This is a genomic window from Stutzerimonas stutzeri, from assembly GCF_024448955.1.
GTDB classification, from domain to species: Bacteria; Pseudomonadota; Gammaproteobacteria; order Pseudomonadales; family Pseudomonadaceae; genus Stutzerimonas; species Stutzerimonas stutzeri_AQ.
The window spans coordinates 78737-97065 of record NZ_JAMOIH010000006.1 but is presented as its reverse complement, the minus strand read 5'-3'; the positions used below and the strand labels follow the sequence as shown (position 1 = coordinate 97065).

Here is an 18329-nt window from a genome sequence, read left to right as displayed (position 1 = left end):
CGGGCTGCCTTAGTCGAATAGGCCGAAGGTCAGATAACTCCACCAGGAGCGGCCTTTACCTTCTTGCTCGTTTTCCGCTTCGGCTTCTGCCTCCCGCAGGACGGGGCGCAGTTCGTCAGGCAGATCCTGTGCGGCATTTTCGTACTGGCGCACGACGTCGCGGTTGGATTGCGAGCTGTCCGGAGCCTCGTTTTCCGTTTCGATCAGGCCAAGCGTGGCGCGAGACAACCAGCCGCGGTTGTCGGCTTCTTCCTCGCGCGGCACGAACTCGCCGTCTTCCAGGCTAGGATGCTGCGGGTAGTTGAGCTTCAGTGTTTCCAGGCTGGTGCCAGCGAGGTCGTCGAGTCCCAGGCGCTGGTAGGCTTCAATCATGACGGCCAAGCCATCACCGACAGCGGGCGTGCCCTGGAAGTTTTCCACTACGTAACGGCCGCGGTTAGCCGCGGCGACATAGGCCTGACGACGCAAGTAGTAGTCGGCGACATGGATTTCGTTTGCCGCCAGCAGGTTACGCAGATAGACCATGCGTGCTTTCGCATCTGGGGCGTAGCGACTATTTGGGAAGCGGGTGGTCAGTTGTGCGAATTCGTTGAAGGAATCGCGTGCGGCACCCGGATCACGCTTGGTCATGTCCAGCGGCAGAAAGCGTGCGAGCAGACCACGGTCCTGGTCGAACGAGGCCAGGCCCTTCAGGTAGTAGGCGTAATCGACGCTCGGATGCTGCGGGTGCAGGCGAATGAAACGTTCGGCCGAAGAGCGCGCGGCTTCGGGCTCGGTATTGCGATAGTAGGCGTAGATCAGTTCCAGCTGCGCCTGCTCGGCGAAGCGGCCGAAGGGATAGCGGGACTCAAGGGTCTTCAGTTTGTTGATGGCGCTGGTATAGCTCTTGTTGTCCAGGTCGGCCTGTGCCTGCCGGTACAGTTCCGCTTCGCCGAGGTTTTCGCTGATGGTTTCGTTCGATGAGCAGGCAGCGGTAAGGGCGAAAATGGCGATCAGCAGCAGGTGTTTCACTTGCATGGCGGCTTGCGTCCCTGTGACGGCTGGCTGTCTCGCGCTGAGCCGTCCTGTTATGATGAGCGCCCCGGCTGGCCGGGACAAAGACGCCGTATTTAAACACAAGCGTGTTGCCGAAACCAAAGGCTCCGCCTGCGTCGCTATCCACAGGTCGGCTCTTCTTGTACGTCAGCCAGCTTTTGCATTGGCCCTTGGCGGCACCCGGTCGATAATTGCTCGTCAGGCTGGCCTAACTGCCGCACCCTTGCCTTTTCCCTCCTTATGAAGCGCCCTTAATTATGTCCACGATCTCGACTCAGGCCATTCACCTTCGCGCCGAGGTGCCGTTCGACCTCGGCGGGCAGCGCCTCGATCAGGTCGCGGCTCAGCTTTTTTCGGAACATTCCCGTTCGCGCCTCGCTGCCTGGATCAAGGACGGGCGGCTGACGGTAGACGGCGCCGCGTTACGCCCCCGCGACACTGTGCATGCGGGCGCGGTTCTGGAGCTTTCCGCCGAGCAACAGGCTCAGGGCGAGTGGGTGGCGCAGGATATTCCCCTGGATATCGTCTTCGAGGACGAGCACATCCTGGTGCTGAACAAACCGTCTGGTCTAGTGGTGCATCCCGCGGCAGGGCATGCCGATGGCACGCTGCTCAATGCACTGCTGCACCATGTGCCGGATCTGATCAATGTGCCGCGCGCCGGCATCGTGCATCGTCTGGACAAGGACACGACGGGGCTGATGGTAGTCGCCAAGACGCTGCAGGCGCAGACGCGCCTGGTCGAGCAGCTGCAGGCGCGCAGTGTCAGCCGCATCTACGAAGCCATCGTCATTGGCGTGGTCATCACCGGTGGTACTGTCGATGCGCCCATCGGCCGGCACGGCCAGCAGCGCCAACGCATGGCGGTGGTCGAAGGCGGCAAGCCCGCCGTCAGCCACTATCGAGTGCTGGAGCGCTTCCGTTCGCATACCCATGTCCGGGTCAAGCTGGAAACCGGGCGCACCCACCAGATTCGCGTGCATATGACCCATATCGGCTATCCGCTGGTGGGCGACCCCCTGTATAGCGGGCGCTTCCGTATTCCCCCGGCGGCGAACCCGACCATGGTGCAGACGCTACGCGATTTCCCGCGACAGGCGCTGCACGCGCGGTTTCTCGAGCTGGACCATCCGGTTAGTGGTGAGCGGCTGAAATGGGAATCGCCGTTGCCGGATGATTTCGTCTGGTTGCTGACGCTGCTGCAGCAGGACCGCGAGGCGTTCGTCGGGTGAGCGACTGGCCTGGCGACTGGATCGTCCCCGACTGGCCGGCCCCGCAGCACGTGCGGGCCTGTGTCACCACCCGCAACGGTGGGGCGAGTCAGGCGCCTTTCGACAGCTTCAATCTGGGTGATCACGTCGACGATGATCCGGTCGCTGTGGCTGCAAATCGGCAGCGCTTGCAGCAGCTGCTCGGTTGCCAGCCGGCCTGGATGAGCCAGGTGCATTCGAGTAGCGTGGTCGAGGCTGATCCGAATGCCTGTCCCGTCGCCGATGCCAGCTGGACGGGCGCACCGGGTATCGCCAGCGCTGTACTGACCGCCGATTGCCTGCCTGTGTTGTTCTGCAACCTCGGCGGGACCCGGGTAGCGGCCGCGCATGCCGGCTGGCGCGGATTGGCCGGCGGCGTGCTGGAGGCGACCGTGGCGGCGATGGGCGGGTCAGATGCGCAGTTGATGGCCTGGCTCGGCCCGGCGATCGGACCTGCTGCATTCGAGGTTGGCGCCGAGGTGCGTGAGGCGTTCGCGATGCAGCATGCCATCGCAGCCGAAGCGTTCGTACCCAGCCGCAACGCAGGCCGCTACATGGCCGATATCTATCAGCTCGCCCGCATCCGGCTTGCTGCCTGCGGTGTCACCGGGGTTTTCGGTGGGGGTTTTTGTACCGTGACTGACCCTCGCTTCTATTCCTATCGTCGGGCCGCTCGTACCGGACGCTTCGCCAGCCTGGTCTGGATTGACGGCTAAAGAGCAGCAAGCTGGAGCTGCAAGGGCGCGTCTGGCAACCCCAAGCCGGCAAGTTGCAGCCCCAGCCATGACATGCATCAGCCTCATCCGGCTTGAATCTCTCACAATCAGCCTCATCTAAGTTTCCATCTCGCAGGCTTTCGTTCGAGGTGCGATTGAGTGCGCCGGCCTGCCTTACTGAAAGGTGACTACATGCGTATCGATCGTTTGACCAGCAAGCTGCAGCTTGCCCTCTCCGATGCCCAATCCATCGCCGTCGGTCTTGATCACCCCTCCATCGAGCCGTTGCATTTGATGCAGGCGCTGCTCGATCAGCAGGGCGGTTCGATCAGGTCGCTGCTGATGCAGGTGGGGTTTGACATCAATGGCTTGCGCCAGGCCTTGACCAAAGAGCTGGATCAGCTGCCCAAACTGCAGAACCCCACGGGTGACATGAACATGTCGCAGGATCTGGCACGTCTGCTCAACCAGGCCGACCGCTTGGCGCAGCAGAAGGGTGATCAGTACATTTCCAGCGAATTGGTGTTGCTCGCTGCACTCGACAGCAATACCCGGCTGGGCAAGTTGCTGCTGGCGCAAGGTGTAAGCAAGAAGGCCCTGGAAAACGCTATCGCCAACCTGCGCGGTGGCGATGCGGTCAACGACCCCAATGTGGAGGAATCGCGTCAGGCACTGGATAAATACACCGTCGACATGACCAGGCGCGCCGAAGACGGCAAGCTCGACCCGGTAATCGGCCGCGACGATGAAATCCGTCGCACCATCCAGGTCCTGCAGCGGCGTACCAAGAACAACCCCGTGCTCATCGGTGAGCCTGGGGTCGGCAAGACCGCCATCGTCGAGGGGCTGGCCCAGCGCATCGTCAACGGCGAGGTGCCCGACGGCCTCAAGGACAAGCGCTTGCTGGCGCTGGACATGGGCGCATTGATCGCTGGCGCCAAGTTCCGCGGCGAATTCGAGGAGCGCCTCAAGGCCGTGCTCAACGAGCTGTCCAAGCAGGAAGGCCGGGTCATCCTGTTCATCGACGAGCTGCACACCATGGTCGGCGCCGGCAAGGCCGAGGGCGCCATGGATGCCGGCAACATGCTCAAGCCGGCGCTGGCGCGTGGCGAGCTGCATTGCGTCGGCGCCACCACGCTGGACGAGTATCGCCAGTACATCGAGAAGGATGCCGCACTGGAGCGGCGCTTTCAGCGCGTTCAGGTCGATGAGCCAAGCGAAGAAGACACCATCGCCATCCTGCGCGGGCTGAAGGAGCGCTACGAGGTGCATCACGGCGTATCCATCACCGACGGCGCGATCATCGCCGCCGCGAAGCTGTCGCACCGCTACATCACTGATCGGCAACTGCCGGACAAGGCCATCGACCTGATCGACGAGGCAGGTAGCCGCATTCGCATGGAGATCGACTCCAAGCCTGAGGAGTTGGATCGCCTCGATCGGCGCCTGATCCAGCTGAAGATCGAACGCGAGGCGCTGAAGAACGAAGATGACGAGGCGACCCGCAAGCGCCTGGCCAAACTCGACGAGGAAATCGTCAAGCTGGAGCGCGAATACGCCGATCTCGAAGAAATCTGGAAATCGGAAAAAGCCGAGGTGCAGGGCTCCGCCCAGATGCATCAAAGGATCGAGCAGGCCAAGGCCGAACTCGAAGCCGCACGACGCAAGGGCGACCTGGCGCGTATGGCCGAACTGCAGTACGGCATCATTCCGGATCTGGAGCGCAGCCTGCAGATGGTCGACCAGCACGGCAAGGCGGAGAATCAGTTGCTGCGCAACAAGGTGACCGATGAAGAGATCGCTGAGGTCGTCTCGAAATGGACCGGTATCCCGGTCTCTAAGATGCTCGAAGGTGAGCGCGAGAAGTTGCTCAAGATGGAGGACCTGCTGCATCAGCGCGTAATCGGGCAGCACGAGGCAGTGGTTTCGGTCGCCAACGCGGTGCGTCGTTCGCGCGCCGGACTGGCAGATCCGAATCGTCCCAGCGGTTCCTTCCTGTTCCTTGGCCCGACCGGCGTGGGCAAGACCGAGTTGTGCAAGGCGCTGGCCGAATTCCTCTTCGATACCGAGGAGGCGATGATCCGCATCGACATGTCGGAGTTCATGGAAAAGCATTCGGTGGCGCGGCTGATCGGTGCCCCGCCGGGCTATGTGGGGTACGAAGAGGGCGGTTACCTGACCGAAGCGGTCCGTCGCAAACCGTACTCCGTGGTGCTGTTGGATGAGGTCGAAAAGGCTCACCCGGACGTCTTCAACATTCTTCTGCAAGTGCTTGAGGATGGTCGTTTGACCGACAGCCACGGGCGTACGGTGGATTTCCGCAACACGGTAATCGTGATGACTTCGAATCTGGGATCGAGCCAGATCCAGGATCTGGTGGGTGACCCCGATGCGCAGCGGGCGGCGGTCATGGACGCGGTAAGCAGCCATTTCCGGCCGGAATTCATCAACCGCATCGATGAAGTGGTGGTGTTCGATCCTCTGGCGCGCGAGCAAATCGCGGGTATCGCTCAGATTCAGCTGGGCCGCTTGCGGCAGCGTCTGGCTGAGCGCGAGTTGAGCCTGGAGCTCAGCGACGAGGCGATGAGCAAGCTGGTCGCTGTTGGCTACGACCCGGTCTATGGGGCGCGGCCCCTGAAGCGCGCCATCCAGCGCTGGATCGAAAACCCACTCGCTCAGGACATCCTTTCTGGCGCATTCGAGCCGGGGACCAGCATAACCGGCAAAGTGGAGGGCGATGAGATTCGCTTCGCCAAGGCTTGAGATCTGCGGCAGGGCCACCCAACCAAGGTGGCTCTGTCGATATTGCGGCAAGGCTTGGGTGTCGCTCGTCGCGAGTCGGCTGGGCTCGCAACGCGTTGTAGTAAATCGCATTTTTCTGTTGACAGGCGCGTCGAGAACCGTAAAATGGCGCGCCTCTGAGGGGGGTTTGCAAAGCGTCACAGCGAACCATCCGAAGAGCTGGAAATGATAGTTCCGCGATAGCTCAGTCGGTAGAGCAAATGACTGTTAATCATTGGGTCCCTGGTTCGAGTCCAGGTCGCGGAGCCAATTTCCAATCGGGGTATAGCGCAGTCCGGTAGCGCGCCTGCTTTGGGAGCAGGATGTCGGGAGTTCGAATCCCCCTACCCCGACCATTTTTGGGTCGTTAGCTCAGTTGGTAGAGCAGTTGGCTTTTAACCAATTGGTCGTAGGTTCGAATCCTACACGACCCACCAAATCGCGCCGAAGGCGCACGAGAGCCGGAAGAGCCGCGAGGGTCTTCCGGCTTTTTCTTGTGCGCGTTTATCGAAGGTCACTTGCAGGGGCGAGCTTGCTCGCGAACGGGCGACTCGCTATCCAGCTCAAATCGCGGCCGTAAATTGTGGCCTTACGCATATATTGGCGACGCACTGCGGGCTATCGCTAGCCCGCACGCTGCTCTTCGATTAGGCGAGGCCCTGCTGCGTCGGCAGTCGGGAAGTGGCGCCATGAGTCATGCTCGCGCCGAGCGGGAACAGACCCATGGGCATGAGCTTCAGTGCAGTTTCAGGCGCGGTACGGTACTGGTGCTGAGCTTGTCACCGATCATCATCAGCGTGGTACGAGCCACTCCATACAGTGCGATCTGATGCATTCGGTATAACGAGACATAGAACATCCGCGCCAGCCAGCCCTCGAGCATGACGTTGCCCGTGAGATTGCCCATCAGATTGCCGACCGCAGAGAAGCTCGAGAGCGAAATCAGCGAGCCGTAATCACGGTAGCGGTAGCTCGGCAGGCTTTGGCCCTCCAAGCGGCGAGCGATGGATTTGGCGAGCAGCGAGGCTTGCTGGTGCGCGGCCTGTGCGCGCGGCGGTACGTTGCGGTCGCTGTCCTGCTGCGGGCATGCGGCGCAGTCGCCGAAGGCGAATATATTTTCGTCGCGGGTGGTTTGCAGGGTCGGCAACACTTGCAGCTGATTGATCCGGTTGGTTTCCAGGCCGCCGATTTCGTGCAGAAAGCTCGGCGCTCGGATACCGGCCGCCCAGACTTTCAGGGTCGCCGCTATAAAGTCGCCATTGTTGGTATGCAGACCTTCCTCGGTTACCTCGCTCACGGCAGCGTTGGTCAGCACGGTCACGCCCAGGTTCTGTAGCGTCTGATATACAGGTTGGCTGATGCGCTCCGGCAGCGCCGGCAGAACCCTCGGGCCAGCCTCGATAAGCGTGATATGGACATTTTCCGGTTTGATGCCATCCAGGCCGTAGGCGGCGAGTTCGCGCGCGGCATGGTGGAGCTCGGCGGCGAGTTCTACCCCGGTAGCGCCCGCGCCGACGATCGCCATGTTGATCGTGCCGTGGCGGCCTTCGCTGGCGTGGGCGTGCATGTAGTGGCTGAGCAGGCGGCGGTGAAAGCGCTCAGCCTGCTCACGGGTGTCGAGGAAAATGCAGTGTTCGGCTGCGCCTTTGGTGCCGAAGTCATTGGTAGTGCTACCAACCGCGATCACCAGGGTGTCGTAGCTGAGCGTGCGAGCCGGTACCAGCACGGCGCCGTGTTCGTCGAGCGAGGCGGCAAGGTGTACGCATTTGCGCTCCCGCTCAAGACCGCTCATACGGCCGAGCTGGAACTCGAAATGGTTCCATTTGGCTTGTGCGACATAATTGAGCTCATCGGCGGACGAGTTCAGCGAGCCGGCAGCGACCTCATGCAGCAGTGGCTTCCAGATATGCGTCAGATTGGCGTCGATCAGGGTGATGCGCGCCTTGCGGCGCTTACCCAATGTTCTACCCAGGCGGGTGGCAAGCTCCAGGCCGCCGGCGCCGCCGCCGACGATTACGATACGGTGTGTCATGGGATGGACTCATAAGGCTTTGCGGAATTCGGTCGCTCATCTGGGCGCTACTCATGACACCAGGCGGCTGAGGAGGCGGCTCAATAAGCCCAGGCCGATGACCGTGACGAGTATCAGCGCAAGGAGCAGCCAGGGCCGAAAGGGGCGGCGCTCGACTTGGTGCTGTGGCGCGCTGAGGTATTGGTCAACGCGTTTTTGGTCGTCGGGGTTCAGGCGGCTGGGCATACGCACCTCGAAGGATATGCGGGCATTCTAGCGGCGCGACGGCAAATGCCAAGCGCGGCGACAAATGAGGGCGGGTATCGAAGCGGGACGGAGGCTGTGTGATGCAGCTGCGGACAACGAAAGGAGCGCATGCAGGCCTCAGCCGACACGCCGGTTGCACTTAGCGCCCGCTGCTCTTCAGGCTGCGAAGGTTTCCGATCACCGATTCCAGTGCGCGATCGAAAAGCAGGGCATCGTTGAGTAAGCGGATTGCGCCGCGACGGAACTCTGTGGCGAGCCCCATGCGAGTCTTTTCCAGAACCTTCATGCCGGTGCGGTTGACGAAGATATATTTGCCGGTGGGCTTGATCACCGCGGCCAGCTTGCAACGTAGCTTGTGGTCCTCGTCTTCCTGAAATTCTACCCAGCTACCGACCCGAAGATTATCGACCTGTATCAGCGCTTCATCATTGTCCGCCAGGTTTATCTCGGGTTCCTTTTCCCTGCTTTCACCAGGCGCCAACAGCACGATTTCCTCGCTGACCTCGACCATCGCCGTGGTGGGGGCTTCGGCGGGGTATTCATCGCGCGGCGGCAGTTCCAGCTTCGGTTCGGTGATGATCTCACCGTGCGCGAGCGGGGCGTTGGTCGGAGTCGGCTGAGCCGCAGGCTGGTTCAGCTGCTGCAAGGTCTGGACATGCAGCGCTTCGAGTTGGGTGAAGAAATCGCTGGTGGAGAAGGGGTCGAATGCTGCGCTGACCAGGCCCTCACGAAGGTTCTTCAGAAGGCTCGGAACCAGCTCGAGCAGCCTTTCCCGGGACGCTGGATCCTCGTGAGGCGTAACGCTCCAGATCAGGTCGTCCATCGTCGCTAAGGCGTCCCGCCATTGCTCGGATTGAGTGCCGTTTTTCAGGCAGGTCAACAACAAAACCTTGCTCCATGCTTCCTGCAGTAGCCGGACGACTACTTCGGGGAGAGTTCTGCCGAGCAGGCGTTCGTTGAGAGCATGCTCCACTTCCTGGCGGGCCATTTCGGCCTTGGCGCGTCCTTCTTCGGCGTCTCGCGTGCGCTGCTCAAGCAGCTCGCTGCGACGGCGCTCGTCTCCTGTGAAAGCGAGGAAGTCGGCAAGCAATTCGGAGAAAATGGCAGGATCGTCGACGAAGTCATTCAGCAGGCGAGCCACGATCTGCTCGATCTTCTGATACAGGCTGTCGCGCTGCGCTTCGTCCTGATCGACCCAGCCCATGGCGGCCGAGGCGATCTCGTTGAGCAGGCGGCGGGCGGGGTGGCTGCCGCGACTGAAGAAGGTCTTGTCCAGAACGGCAACTTTCAGAACCGGAATCTGCAATCGACCGATCAGCGCTTTGAGCGAGTCGGGCAGGGTGCGGTCGTCGAGGATGAACTCGAACAGCATCGACACCAGATTGATGACGTCTTCGTCGACCTCTCCAACCACACGAGATTTACCGCTCTTGGCGCTGACGCGTTGCAAGAGCTGCTCGAGCTGGCCCTGCAGATCGTATTCATCGATCTGCTGTGGGGCGCGAGACTGGAGATGCGAAAGCAGCCGCATCAAGTCATTGCTGGAAATCGGAATGGCATCGCTAGGCAGGTTGCGGGCGGGCAGTGCGCTTCCGCGCAGTTCCGAAAGCAGAGTCTGGAGCGCGCCAAACGCTTCGTGAGCGCTGTCATCTGAGTATGTGGGCGATTGACTGAAGCCTGGGCCCAGTGATCGTTGTGTGCTGCCTTCCTGTGCGTTCGGGCGGCTGGGCGCGCGGCGCGGCGGGCTGGACTGCAGTTCCGGCAGAACGCCTGCTGCGACCAGGGTCTGGTTCGATTCGGCGTAAAGCTGTTCGAGGTCCGTCAGCACGTAACGCTCGAACAGCTTGAGAATGATCAGCTTGACCTTGATCTCGACGCCCAGGTTGCGGCAGGCCTCAAGAAAGTATTCGCATAGCTGCTGTGGGCCAAGCGGGTTGCTCTTGTCGTCCAGCTTCCTGCTGACCAGAACATTCATGCGTGTGGTGAGATGGCTGAGCGGCTGGGTGGTGCGGCTCATTACCTTGGCGACCATGGTGTCGATCGCAACCGACTCTTCCAGTTCGTCGTTCTGCACCAGCGCCAAGCTTTCGAAAGACGCTTCCTGGGGCGCGGGTTTTCCGATTTCGTACTGATTGAGCTTGGAGAAGGATTCGAAAACCTGCTGCAGAAAGCTGCGCTCGATGCCGCGGCGCTTCATTCGCAGATCGCGCATGGCTTCGAAGAATGCGTTCTGTTCGGCGTTGCTGGTAGCGCGGTCTGCGATTTCGAAGAGCGAGTCGTCAGCGTTGTCGAACAGCGTTTGCAATGCCGAACGTAGCTGCTGAGCTGCTTTATCGCGGACGCTGATGAGCGCGACGGGCAACCTGCCTGTCGGTGAGGTCTGCTTTTGCTCAGGGGCGGCCTTCAGGTGCACCACTTTCGCATCGGTTCGCATCGAGACTCTCCGGTCGCCTGCTGATACAAGCGCTCAACAACCCGTAGCATGCCGCTGTTAATAGGCAGGGGCAACGATTTGTCAGTCATGGCCAATGGCCGCCATTTTGGTGGCGCCAATTAACGGAGACATTACATGCATCTTATTTATTAGCCTAGCGCGGTTTTGCCTTGGACATGATGCGGCTCACAGATACTTCCCGAAATTCCTACAAGCGGTCGGAAAGGCATTAGTCCAGGCACGGCTGCCCAACGGGAATTATGCTGGCAAACGGCTCTATGCTGCGTCGTGAAGGGGCGACGCCGTATACTCTCGTCGAATTCAATGGGAGCCCGTCGTGACCAATATCACTCTTGCGGACCTTTCCGCCGAAATCGAAACCAATGTGCGTAAAGCGCTGACAGAAGACGTCGGTACCGGTGACATCACGGCTCAATTGATCCCTGCCGAACGGCTCGCGTATGCCTCGGTCATCACGCGTGAGGCTGCGGTAATCAGTGGCACGGCCTGGGTCGATGCCGTGTTTCGGCAGCTGGATCCACGGGTGGCGGTTCATTGGCATGTGGCCGATGGCGAGCAGGTCGCGGCCGATCAGGTTCTTTTTCATCTCGAGGGGCCTGCGCGCGCCTTGCTCAGTGGCGAGCGTGCGGCGCTGAATTTTCTTCAGACGCTGTCCGGCGTCGCGACGCGCTGTCGGCATTACGCGGATCTGGTCGAGGGTACCGGGGTCCGCCTGCTCGATACGCGTAAAACTCTTCCGGGCCTGCGCCTGGCACAGAAATATGCGGTGACGTGCGGCGGTTGCCATAACCATCGAATCGGCCTGTACGACGCGTTCCTGATCAAGGAAAACCATATCGCCGCCTGTGGTGGAATCGTCGAAGCCGTTGCTGCGGCCCATCGCATCGCGCCGGGCAAGCCGGTAGAGGTGGAGGTCGAGAATCTTGACGAGCTGGAGCAGGCGCTGCGCGCAGGCGCCGATATCGTGATGCTCGACGAGTTGAGCCTGGCGGACATGAGAGCTGCGGTAGGCATCGCGGCGGGGCGGGCAAAGCTGGAGGCATCGGGTGGCATCGATGACGAGACGCTACGTGCGATTGCCGAAACCGGTGTGGACTATATTTCAATCGGTGCGCTGACCAAGCATGTGCGGGCGATCGATCTGTCGATGCGTCTGAAGCAGTAGCGCGTGAGGGAGCGGCACGCGAGACGTGCCGCCTTAGAGTCAATGCCGGCTTTTCAGGCCGAAGTTTTCGTTCAGCGTGCCGGGCGTGTCGCCGTCTTTAGGCGCGTAGTCCTTCGGCGGCTCGGTAAATGCCGGTGAGCTCAGGCGCTCCCGGTGGCTATGGCTTTCCTCGCTATGCAACGCGGCGAGCAGACGCTGACGGGTTTGTTCGTCGAGCGCGAGTTTGTCGGCGCCTTCGGATAGATGATTCTGCATGTCCTGGTAGCTGTTGGTCAGCTTGCGCAGCAGGCTGGCAGTCGTATTGAAATGCGTGACCACTTCGCTCTGATAGGTATCGAGGCGCTCCTGCAATTCATCCACCTGACGCTGCGTGTTATTCGGTGCGCTGTTGCGCGCGATCAGATATCCAATGACGATGCCGGCAATCACGCCAACGATCGGGAGCAACCAGGTCGCGAGGGTCTGTTCCACGAGTACTTCCTCTATATAAACGGCTGTGCTGTTCGGCAGCGAAAACTGTGTGATGGTGAGATGCCGGACGCAGCAGACATCCGGTGCTCTGCACCGCCCTATCAACTGCTGTGCGGTGGTTTTCCCACGGCCTGATACGTTAACGTCTCGTACCTGCGCTGTATACCGCGACGCGATGCGGCGATCGCGTCGCAGGTACAAGCAAGACGAGTCGACTCGCCCCAATGTCACGGAGTTACTTTGTTGAAACGTGAAAACCCAATTTCCATCGAGGGTCCGGCCGGTGTGCTGGAAGGCCTGTATTTCGATCAAGCCGATGCTCGCGGGCTGGCGCTGATCTGTCATCCCAACCCGGTAAAGGGTGGGACCATGCTCAACAAGGTGGTCTCGACGCTGCAGCGCACCGCGCGTGATGCGGGCTATGTCACGCTGCGCTTTAACTTCCGTGGCGTTGGCGGCAGCGCCGGTAGCCATGACATGAATACCGGTGAAGTGGATGACGCCGAAGCTGCCCTGCGCTGGCTTCGTGATCAGCACCCCGAGCTGCCATTGACGCTGCTGGGGTTCTCCTTTGGTGGTTTCGTAGCGGCCACGCTGGCCGGCCGACTCGAAGGCCGTGGCGAGTCGCTGGAGCGGTTGTTCATGGTCGCGCCGGCGGTTTCGCGACTGACGGATCAGCCGCTGGCCGAGCGCTGTGAGTTGGTGGTTATCCAGCCAGACGATGACGAAGTCATCGATCCGGCTTCGGTGCACGCGTTCTCGGCTGAGCTCCAGCGCCCCCACGAGCTGCTGAAAGTGGCAGAATGCGGCCACTTTTTCCACGGCAAGCTGGTCGAGCTGAAAGAGCTGGTAGCGCCCCGGCTGGCCTAGTGCTCCGCTGCGTGACCGCCTTCAAATGGCCTCCCAACCGACTGCCGTTTGCGCTGACTGAACCGAGATGATCGTATGAAAACCCGAATCCTTACCGGCATTACCACTACGGGCACGCCCCATCTGGGCAATTATGCCGGGGCCATTCGGCCGGCTATCGTGGCCAGTCGTGAAGCCGATGCCGATTCCTTCTACTTCCTCGCCGACTATCACGCGCTGATCAAGTGTGATGATCCGCGGCGCATCCAGCAGTCGCGTTTGGAGATCGCTGCCACCTGGCTGGCCTGTGGTCTGGATGCGGATCGAGTGACTTTCTATCGGCAGTCCGACATTCCTGAAATCCCCGAGCTGACTTGGCTGTTGACCTGCGTCGCCGGCAAGGGGCTGCTCAACCGCGCGCATGCCTACAAGGCGTCGGTGGACAAGAATGTCGAGCTGGGCGAGGACCCGGACGCCGGCGTTACCATGGGATTGTTCAGCTATCCGGTGCTGATGGCAGCAGACATCCTCATGTTCAATGCTCACCGGGTGCCGGTCGGCCGTGACCAGATTCAGCATGTGGAGATGGCGCGTGACATCGCTCAGCGCTTCAATCACCTGTTCGGCAATGGCAAAGAGTTCTTCACGCTGCCGGCTGCCATCATCGAGGAAGGCGTGGCGACCTTGCCGGGGCTCGATGGACGCAAGATGTCCAAGAGCTACGACAACACCATTCCGCTGTTCGCCAGTGCCAAGGAGCTGAAAAGCACCATCGCGCGCATCGTCACCGACTCGAAACTGCCGGGCGAGCCGAAAGACCCGGACGACTCCCATCTGTTCACTATTTACCAAGCCTTCGCTACCCCGGCGCAACTGGCCGAGTTCCGCGCCGAGCTGATCGGTGGGCTGGCCTGGGGCGAGGCCAAGCAGCGCCTGTTCCAGTTGCTCGACAACGAACTGGGCGAAGCACGCGAGCGTTATCACGCACTGATGCAGCGCCCCGGCGATCTGGAGGACATCCTGCAGGCCGGTGCCGCCAAGGCGCGTAAGCTCGCAACACCGTTCCTCGGCGAGCTGCGTGAAGCGGTGGGGCTGCGCAATTTCCGTAGTGAAGTGGCGAGTACCGCGCCGGCCAAGAAAAAAGGCGGAAAGGCCGCACGTTTCGCCAGTTTCCGCGAGAGCGATGGCAGCTTCCGTTTTCGCTTTTTCGCCGCCGATGGCGAGGAGCTCTTGTTGTCGCGCCCGTTCAACGATCCCAAGGCGATCGGTGTGACCAGCCAACGCTTGATCGCCCAGGGTGTGGATGCCCTGGAACTGCGTGCCGATGAGGGCAATCAATTCACGCTGTGGCTGGACGGCGAATGTATCGCCGACAGCCCCGGCTACGCCGATGAGCAGGCGCTGGAAGCCGCCATGCTGCGCCTGCGCCAGGCATTGGCGACACTGGCCGTGTAGTTCCTAGGGCTGTCTGCCGTTCATTATTGAACGGCATCGCTGTCGATCCCTGTTTTCCTCGAGGCCCAGCGCTTGAACGATCTGCGTAAATTGCCAACCACCGAGGGCACGGCTAAAGTGTCGGCCCCGTTTCACTACCCAGACCCCGCCATGACACCTCTTGAGCGCTATCAGGCAGACCTGAAACGTCCCGACTTCTTCCACGATGCCGCCCAGGAAACTGCCGTGCGCCATCTCCAGCGTCTGTATGACGATCTGCTCGCCGACGACCGCAACAAATCCGGGCTGCTCGGCAAGCTGTTCGGCAAGAAGCAGCAGGAACCGGTAAAGGGCCTGTACTTTTGGGGCGGTGTCGGTCGCGGCAAGACCTATCTGGTCGACACCTTCTTCGACGCGCTGCCATTCGAGCAGAAGACACGCACCCACTTTCACCGCTTCATGAAGCGCGTGCACGAGGAAATGCGCACTCTCAAGGGCGAGAAGAACCCGCTGACCATCATCGGCAAGCGCTTCGCCGATGAATCACGCGTGATCTGCTTCGACGAATTCTTCGTGTCGGATATCACCGACGCGATGATCCTCGCGACCCTGCTCGAAGAGCTGTTCAAGAACGGTGTGAGTCTAGTGGCCACCTCTAACATCGTTCCGGACGGCCTGTACAAGGACGGTCTGCAGCGGGCCCGCTTCCTTCCGGCAATCGAGCTTTTGAAGAAACACACCGAAATCGTCAACGTCGACAGCGGCATCGACTATCGCTTGCGCGCGCTCGAACAGGCCGAGCTCTACCACTTCCCGCTCGATGCCGAGGCAGAGCTGAGCCTGGAGAAGAGCTTTCGCAGTCTGTTGCCGGAGCAATGCCGGGTGCAGGAAAACGAAGCGTTGATGATCGAAAACCGCGAGATCGTCGCACGCAAGACGGCGGGCGGCGTCGCCTGGTTCGAGTTTCGCGAGCTCTGCGATGGTCCGCGTAGCCAGAACGACTATATCGAGCTGGGCAAAATCTTCGATGCGGTGCTGGTCTCCAATATCGAGCGGATGGACGTGTCCAAGGACGACATGGCACGGCGCTTCATCAACATGGTCGACGAGTTCTATGACCGCAACGTCAAGCTGATCCTCTCGGCCGAGGTCGAGCTCAAGGACCTATATGCTGGCGGCCGTCTGGAATTCGAATTCCAGCGCACCCTCAGCCGTCTGCTGGAAATGCAGTCGCATGAGTATCTTGCTCGACCGCATAAACCGTAGAGAGGCAGCTACGTGCTTGAAGTTTGAAGCTTGAGGCTCAAAGAAAAGCAAAGCTTGGCCGGATCTGTCCGGCCCCGCTTCCAGCTTCTAGCTGCTCTTATACCGATACTGCTGCCGATATCGATTCGGCGATAGTTCGGTGTGCTGGCGGAACAGCCGAGCGAAGAAGCTGGCGTCGTCGTAACCCACTTCGTAGCTAATGGTTTTTATGCTCTTGCGGGTTGTGGAGAGCAGGTTTTTGGCTGTCTCGATGCGCAGTCGCTGCAGATAGTGCAGCGGTTTGTCGCCGGTCGCCGCCTGAAACCGACGCATGAAGTTACGAATGCTCATACCGTGGCCCCGCGCCACGTCCTCGAAGCGGAATTTCTCCGCGAAATGCTCCTCGAGCCATTCCTGAATCTGCAGCACGCGGGTGTCCAGATGGAGCTTCTGGCCGCCAAAGCCGATGCGTCCCGGGCTGTAGTTGCGTTGCACCTCGAACAGCACGTCGCGGGCCATGCCCTGTGCGATATGCGAGCCGCAGAAGCGCTCGACCAGATGCATGTAGAGATCGCACGCCGAAGTGGTGCCGCCTGCACAGTACAGATTGTCGCTGTCGGTCAGATGCTTCTCCTGAGTAAAGAGCACCCGTGGGAATCGCTCGACGAACTCACGCGCGAAGCGCCAGTGAGTCGTGGCTTCGCGCTCGTCGAGCAATCCCGCGGCAGCCATCCAGAACGCGCCGGTGGCTTCGCCGCAGATGGTGCTGCCGGCCGCGTGTCGTTCCTTCAGCCAAGGCGTCACCTGTGGGTACTGCTGGCCAAGCGCATCGAAATCGCCCCAGAACGCCGGCAATATCACCGCATCGGCGCCATCCAGCGCGCCATCTACCGTAACGCTGGCACCGCTGAACGTGGTGACCGGCCGGCCATCCGGGCTGACCAGCACCGTCTCGAAGGCCGGCGTCAGATCCATCCCCAACTGTTTGCCATAGCGCAGGCTGGCCATGTGAAAAAAATCCTTGGCATGCATCAGGGTGGATGCAAACACCCCATCGGTGGCCAGAATGCTGATACGTTTCAACGGTTGGGCGGTGAGCATGGGTGTGATTTCTGCGTGTTTCGGTTGTTTTTAGGACTTTTACCGGGGCAATGCAGGGTAAAACTGCCGTAGTCCGGCGGGAGCGTCCTTGTTTTTCGACTGACTGTCTAGTCGCAATCCGTCTCAGTCGGCGGAACCGCTCGCGGCTCTGCCGATCTGATCAGCAAAGAGGGCTTCCATGACAATCAATACGACACGCTCGAGCGCCGGTGCATTCAGCGGCTGGGATGGCAGTCCCGGCGCTGCCCGGGAAATGCAGAAAGAGCTGGCCAGCAAGGTCGTGCTGGAGGATGACTTCGGGCCGTTGCGGCTGATCGCCGGCGTCGATGTCGGTTTCGAAGAGGGTGGCCAGATCACCCGCGCTGCAGTGGTGCTGCTCGATGCCGAAACCCTCGAACCGCTGGCGCAGACCTTGGCGCGGATCCCAACCTGCATGCCGTATATTCCGGGGCTGCTGTCTTTTCGCGAGCTGCCCGCCGTGTTGCAGGCGCTCGACTCGCTCGGTCAGACGCCGGACCTGATCTTCTCCGACGGGCATGGCATTGCGCATCCGCGTGGCCTCGGCATTGCTGCGCATCTGGGCGTCATTACCGGCCTGCCGACGATCGGCGTGGCGAAGAAGATTCTCACTGGCCTGCATGAACCGCTCGGCGAGCGGCGCGGCGATCAGGTCGATCTGCTGGACAAGCACGGCAAGGTGATCGGCACGGTGCTGCGCAGCAAGGACAAGGTGCGGCCACTGATCATTTCGCCCGGCAACCGGGTCAGCTTGGCGACCGCTCCGCAATTGGTGATGCGCTATGTCACTCGCTATCGACTACCGGAGCCGACGCGGTTGGCCGACCGTCTTGCCTCGCGCCGTGATGAAAAGCGCACGGGCGGGCAGCAGTCCATTGACCTCGAATAGCGCAGACGAATTGCGGCCGGCAGCGTGCAGGCGCTAGCCTGCAGACCCCGCAGCCAACCCAGGTTCCGCTTCGATGCAGCTGGATCATGCGACAGGCTGGTGCCGAGGCATTCGCCATTGCCCCTCGCCCAACTTCAACAAGCGCCCCGATGACGAGATTTCGTTACTGGTCATCCATAACATCAGCCTGCCGCCGGGTTGCTTCGGGACCGGCAAGGTCCAGCAGTTCTTTCAGAATTGCCTGCCCAGCGACGAACATCCTTTCTTCGAAGAAATCGCCGCCCTGCAGGTCTCGGCGCACTTTCTCATCGAACGTGATGGTGCGATCACGCAGTTCGTCTCCTGTCTGGATCGCGCCTGGCACGCCGGGATTTCCTGCTTCGATGGGCGCGAAAGCTGCAACGACTTCTCCCTTGGCATCGAATTGGAAGGCACCGATGACGTGCCCTTCAGCGAGGCCCAGTACGACAGCCTGATCCGCCTCTGCCTCCTGCTGCAGCAGGCATATCCGGCGATCACGCCGGAGCGAGTCTGCGGTCACAGCGACATCGCACCGGGCCGCAAGACCGACCCCGGCCCGGCATTCGACTGGCTGCGCCTGCGCGCGGCCTCGATCGTGGCCTGAGAGCCTCGCATAGGATT

Annotated in this window: 15 protein-coding genes and 3 tRNA genes; 12 read left to right on the top strand and 6 right to left on the bottom strand. The window is 61.0% G+C overall.

Annotated elements, in window-relative coordinates; genetic code table 11:
* Positions 1 to 9: 9 nt before the first annotated feature.
* A complete protein-coding gene (locus tag NA645_RS08370) occupies positions 10 to 1017 on the bottom strand; it encodes an outer membrane protein assembly factor BamD (RefSeq protein WP_256048416.1) in 1008 nt (335 codons plus the stop codon).
* Between the two features lie 275 nt (positions 1018 to 1292).
* Between NA645_RS08370 and rluD the strand changes: the two genes are divergently transcribed.
* The 6 genes from rluD (at position 1293) to NA645_RS08340 (ending at position 6219) form a co-directional block, all read left to right on the top strand.
* Positions 1293 to 2267, top strand: coding sequence for a 23S rRNA pseudouridine(1911/1915/1917) synthase RluD (gene rluD, locus NA645_RS08365; RefSeq protein WP_256048415.1), 975 nt, complete (start codon positions 1293 to 1295; stop codon positions 2265 to 2267).
* On the top strand, positions 2264 to 3001 hold the full coding sequence (pgeF, locus tag NA645_RS08360) for a peptidoglycan editing factor PgeF (RefSeq protein WP_256048414.1): 738 nt from the start codon (positions 2264 to 2266) through the stop codon (positions 2999 to 3001). The genes rluD and pgeF overlap by 4 nt, the downstream gene beginning before the upstream one ends.
* A 192-nt stretch (positions 3002 to 3193) precedes the next feature.
* Positions 3194 to 5764: an ATP-dependent chaperone ClpB gene (gene clpB / locus NA645_RS08355; RefSeq protein ID WP_256048413.1), complete on the top strand. Its 2571-nt coding sequence runs from the start codon at positions 3194 to 3196 to the stop codon at positions 5762 to 5764.
* A 212-nt stretch (positions 5765 to 5976) separates the two neighbouring features.
* Positions 5977 to 6052, top strand: a tRNA-Asn gene (locus NA645_RS08350).
* Between the two features lie 9 nt (positions 6053 to 6061).
* Positions 6062 to 6138 (top strand) — tRNA-Pro (locus NA645_RS08345).
* 5 nt (positions 6139 to 6143) lie between these two features.
* Positions 6144 to 6219 (top strand) — tRNA-Lys (locus tag NA645_RS08340).
* Between the two features lie 299 nt (positions 6220 to 6518).
* On the opposite strand, the gene NA645_RS08335 is transcribed toward NA645_RS08340, so the two are convergent.
* From NA645_RS08335 to NA645_RS08325, 3 genes are all read right to left on the bottom strand, one after another.
* Positions 6519 to 7814 carry an NAD(P)/FAD-dependent oxidoreductase gene (locus NA645_RS08335; protein ID WP_256048412.1) on the bottom strand — a complete coding sequence of 432 codons (1296 nt, stop codon included), beginning with the start codon at positions 7812 to 7814 and terminating at the stop codon, positions 6519 to 6521.
* Positions 7815 to 7865: 51 nt separating this feature from the next.
* Positions 7866 to 8039, bottom strand: a complete 174-nt coding sequence (locus tag NA645_RS08330) for a DUF3094 family protein (protein WP_256048411.1) — start codon at positions 8037 to 8039, stop codon at positions 7866 to 7868.
* A 160-nt stretch (positions 8040 to 8199) separates the two neighbouring features.
* Positions 8200 to 10494, bottom strand: coding sequence for a DUF1631 domain-containing protein (locus tag NA645_RS08325; protein ID WP_256048410.1), 2295 nt, complete (start codon positions 10492 to 10494; stop codon positions 8200 to 8202).
* 337 nt (positions 10495 to 10831) lie between these two features.
* Here NA645_RS08325 and nadC point away from each other — a divergent pair, with 337 nt between their 5' ends.
* A complete protein-coding gene (gene nadC, locus NA645_RS08320) occupies positions 10832 to 11680 on the top strand; it encodes a carboxylating nicotinate-nucleotide diphosphorylase (protein ID WP_256048409.1) in 849 nt (282 codons plus the stop codon).
* Positions 11681 to 11719: 39 nt separating this feature from the next.
* Here nadC and NA645_RS08315 read toward each other — a convergent pair whose 3' ends face one another.
* Positions 11720 to 12151 carry a YhcB family protein gene (locus tag NA645_RS08315; protein ID WP_256048408.1) on the bottom strand — a complete coding sequence of 144 codons (432 nt, stop codon included), beginning with the start codon at positions 12149 to 12151 and terminating at the stop codon, positions 11720 to 11722.
* Positions 12152 to 12391: 240 nt separating this feature from the next.
* Between NA645_RS08315 and NA645_RS08310 the strand changes: the two genes are divergently transcribed.
* The 3 genes from NA645_RS08310 (at position 12392) to zapE (ending at position 15700) form a co-directional block, all read left to right on the top strand.
* The gene (locus tag NA645_RS08310) at positions 12392 to 13021 is read left to right on the top strand and encodes an alpha/beta hydrolase (protein WP_256048407.1); all 630 of its coding nucleotides are present in this window, start codon (positions 12392 to 12394) and stop codon (positions 13019 to 13021) included.
* A 75-nt stretch (positions 13022 to 13096) separates the two neighbouring features.
* Positions 13097 to 14455 carry a tryptophan--tRNA ligase gene (locus NA645_RS08305; protein WP_256048406.1) on the top strand — a complete coding sequence of 453 codons (1359 nt, stop codon included), beginning with the start codon at positions 13097 to 13099 and terminating at the stop codon, positions 14453 to 14455.
* Between the two features lie 150 nt (positions 14456 to 14605).
* Positions 14606 to 15700 (top strand): cell division protein ZapE, encoded by a 1095-nt coding sequence (gene zapE / locus NA645_RS08300; RefSeq protein ID WP_256048405.1) that lies wholly within the window; start codon positions 14606 to 14608, stop codon positions 15698 to 15700.
* A gap of 87 nt (positions 15701 to 15787) precedes the next feature.
* Here zapE and NA645_RS08295 read toward each other — a convergent pair whose 3' ends face one another.
* Entirely contained in the window at positions 15788 to 16780 is a 993-nt protein-coding gene (locus NA645_RS08295) for a GlxA family transcriptional regulator (protein ID WP_256048404.1), read from the bottom strand.
* A 178-nt stretch (positions 16781 to 16958) separates the two neighbouring features.
* Between NA645_RS08295 and nfi the strand changes: the two genes are divergently transcribed.
* On the top strand, positions 16959 to 17687 hold the full coding sequence (gene nfi, locus NA645_RS08290; protein WP_256048403.1) for a deoxyribonuclease V: 729 nt from the start codon (positions 16959 to 16961) through the stop codon (positions 17685 to 17687).
* A 73-nt stretch (positions 17688 to 17760) separates the two neighbouring features.
* Positions 17761 to 18312 carry a 1,6-anhydro-N-acetylmuramyl-L-alanine amidase AmpD gene (ampD, locus tag NA645_RS08285; RefSeq protein WP_256048402.1) on the top strand — a complete coding sequence of 184 codons (552 nt, stop codon included), beginning with the start codon at positions 17761 to 17763 and terminating at the stop codon, positions 18310 to 18312.
* The last annotated feature ends 17 nt before the right edge of the window (positions 18313 to 18329 follow it).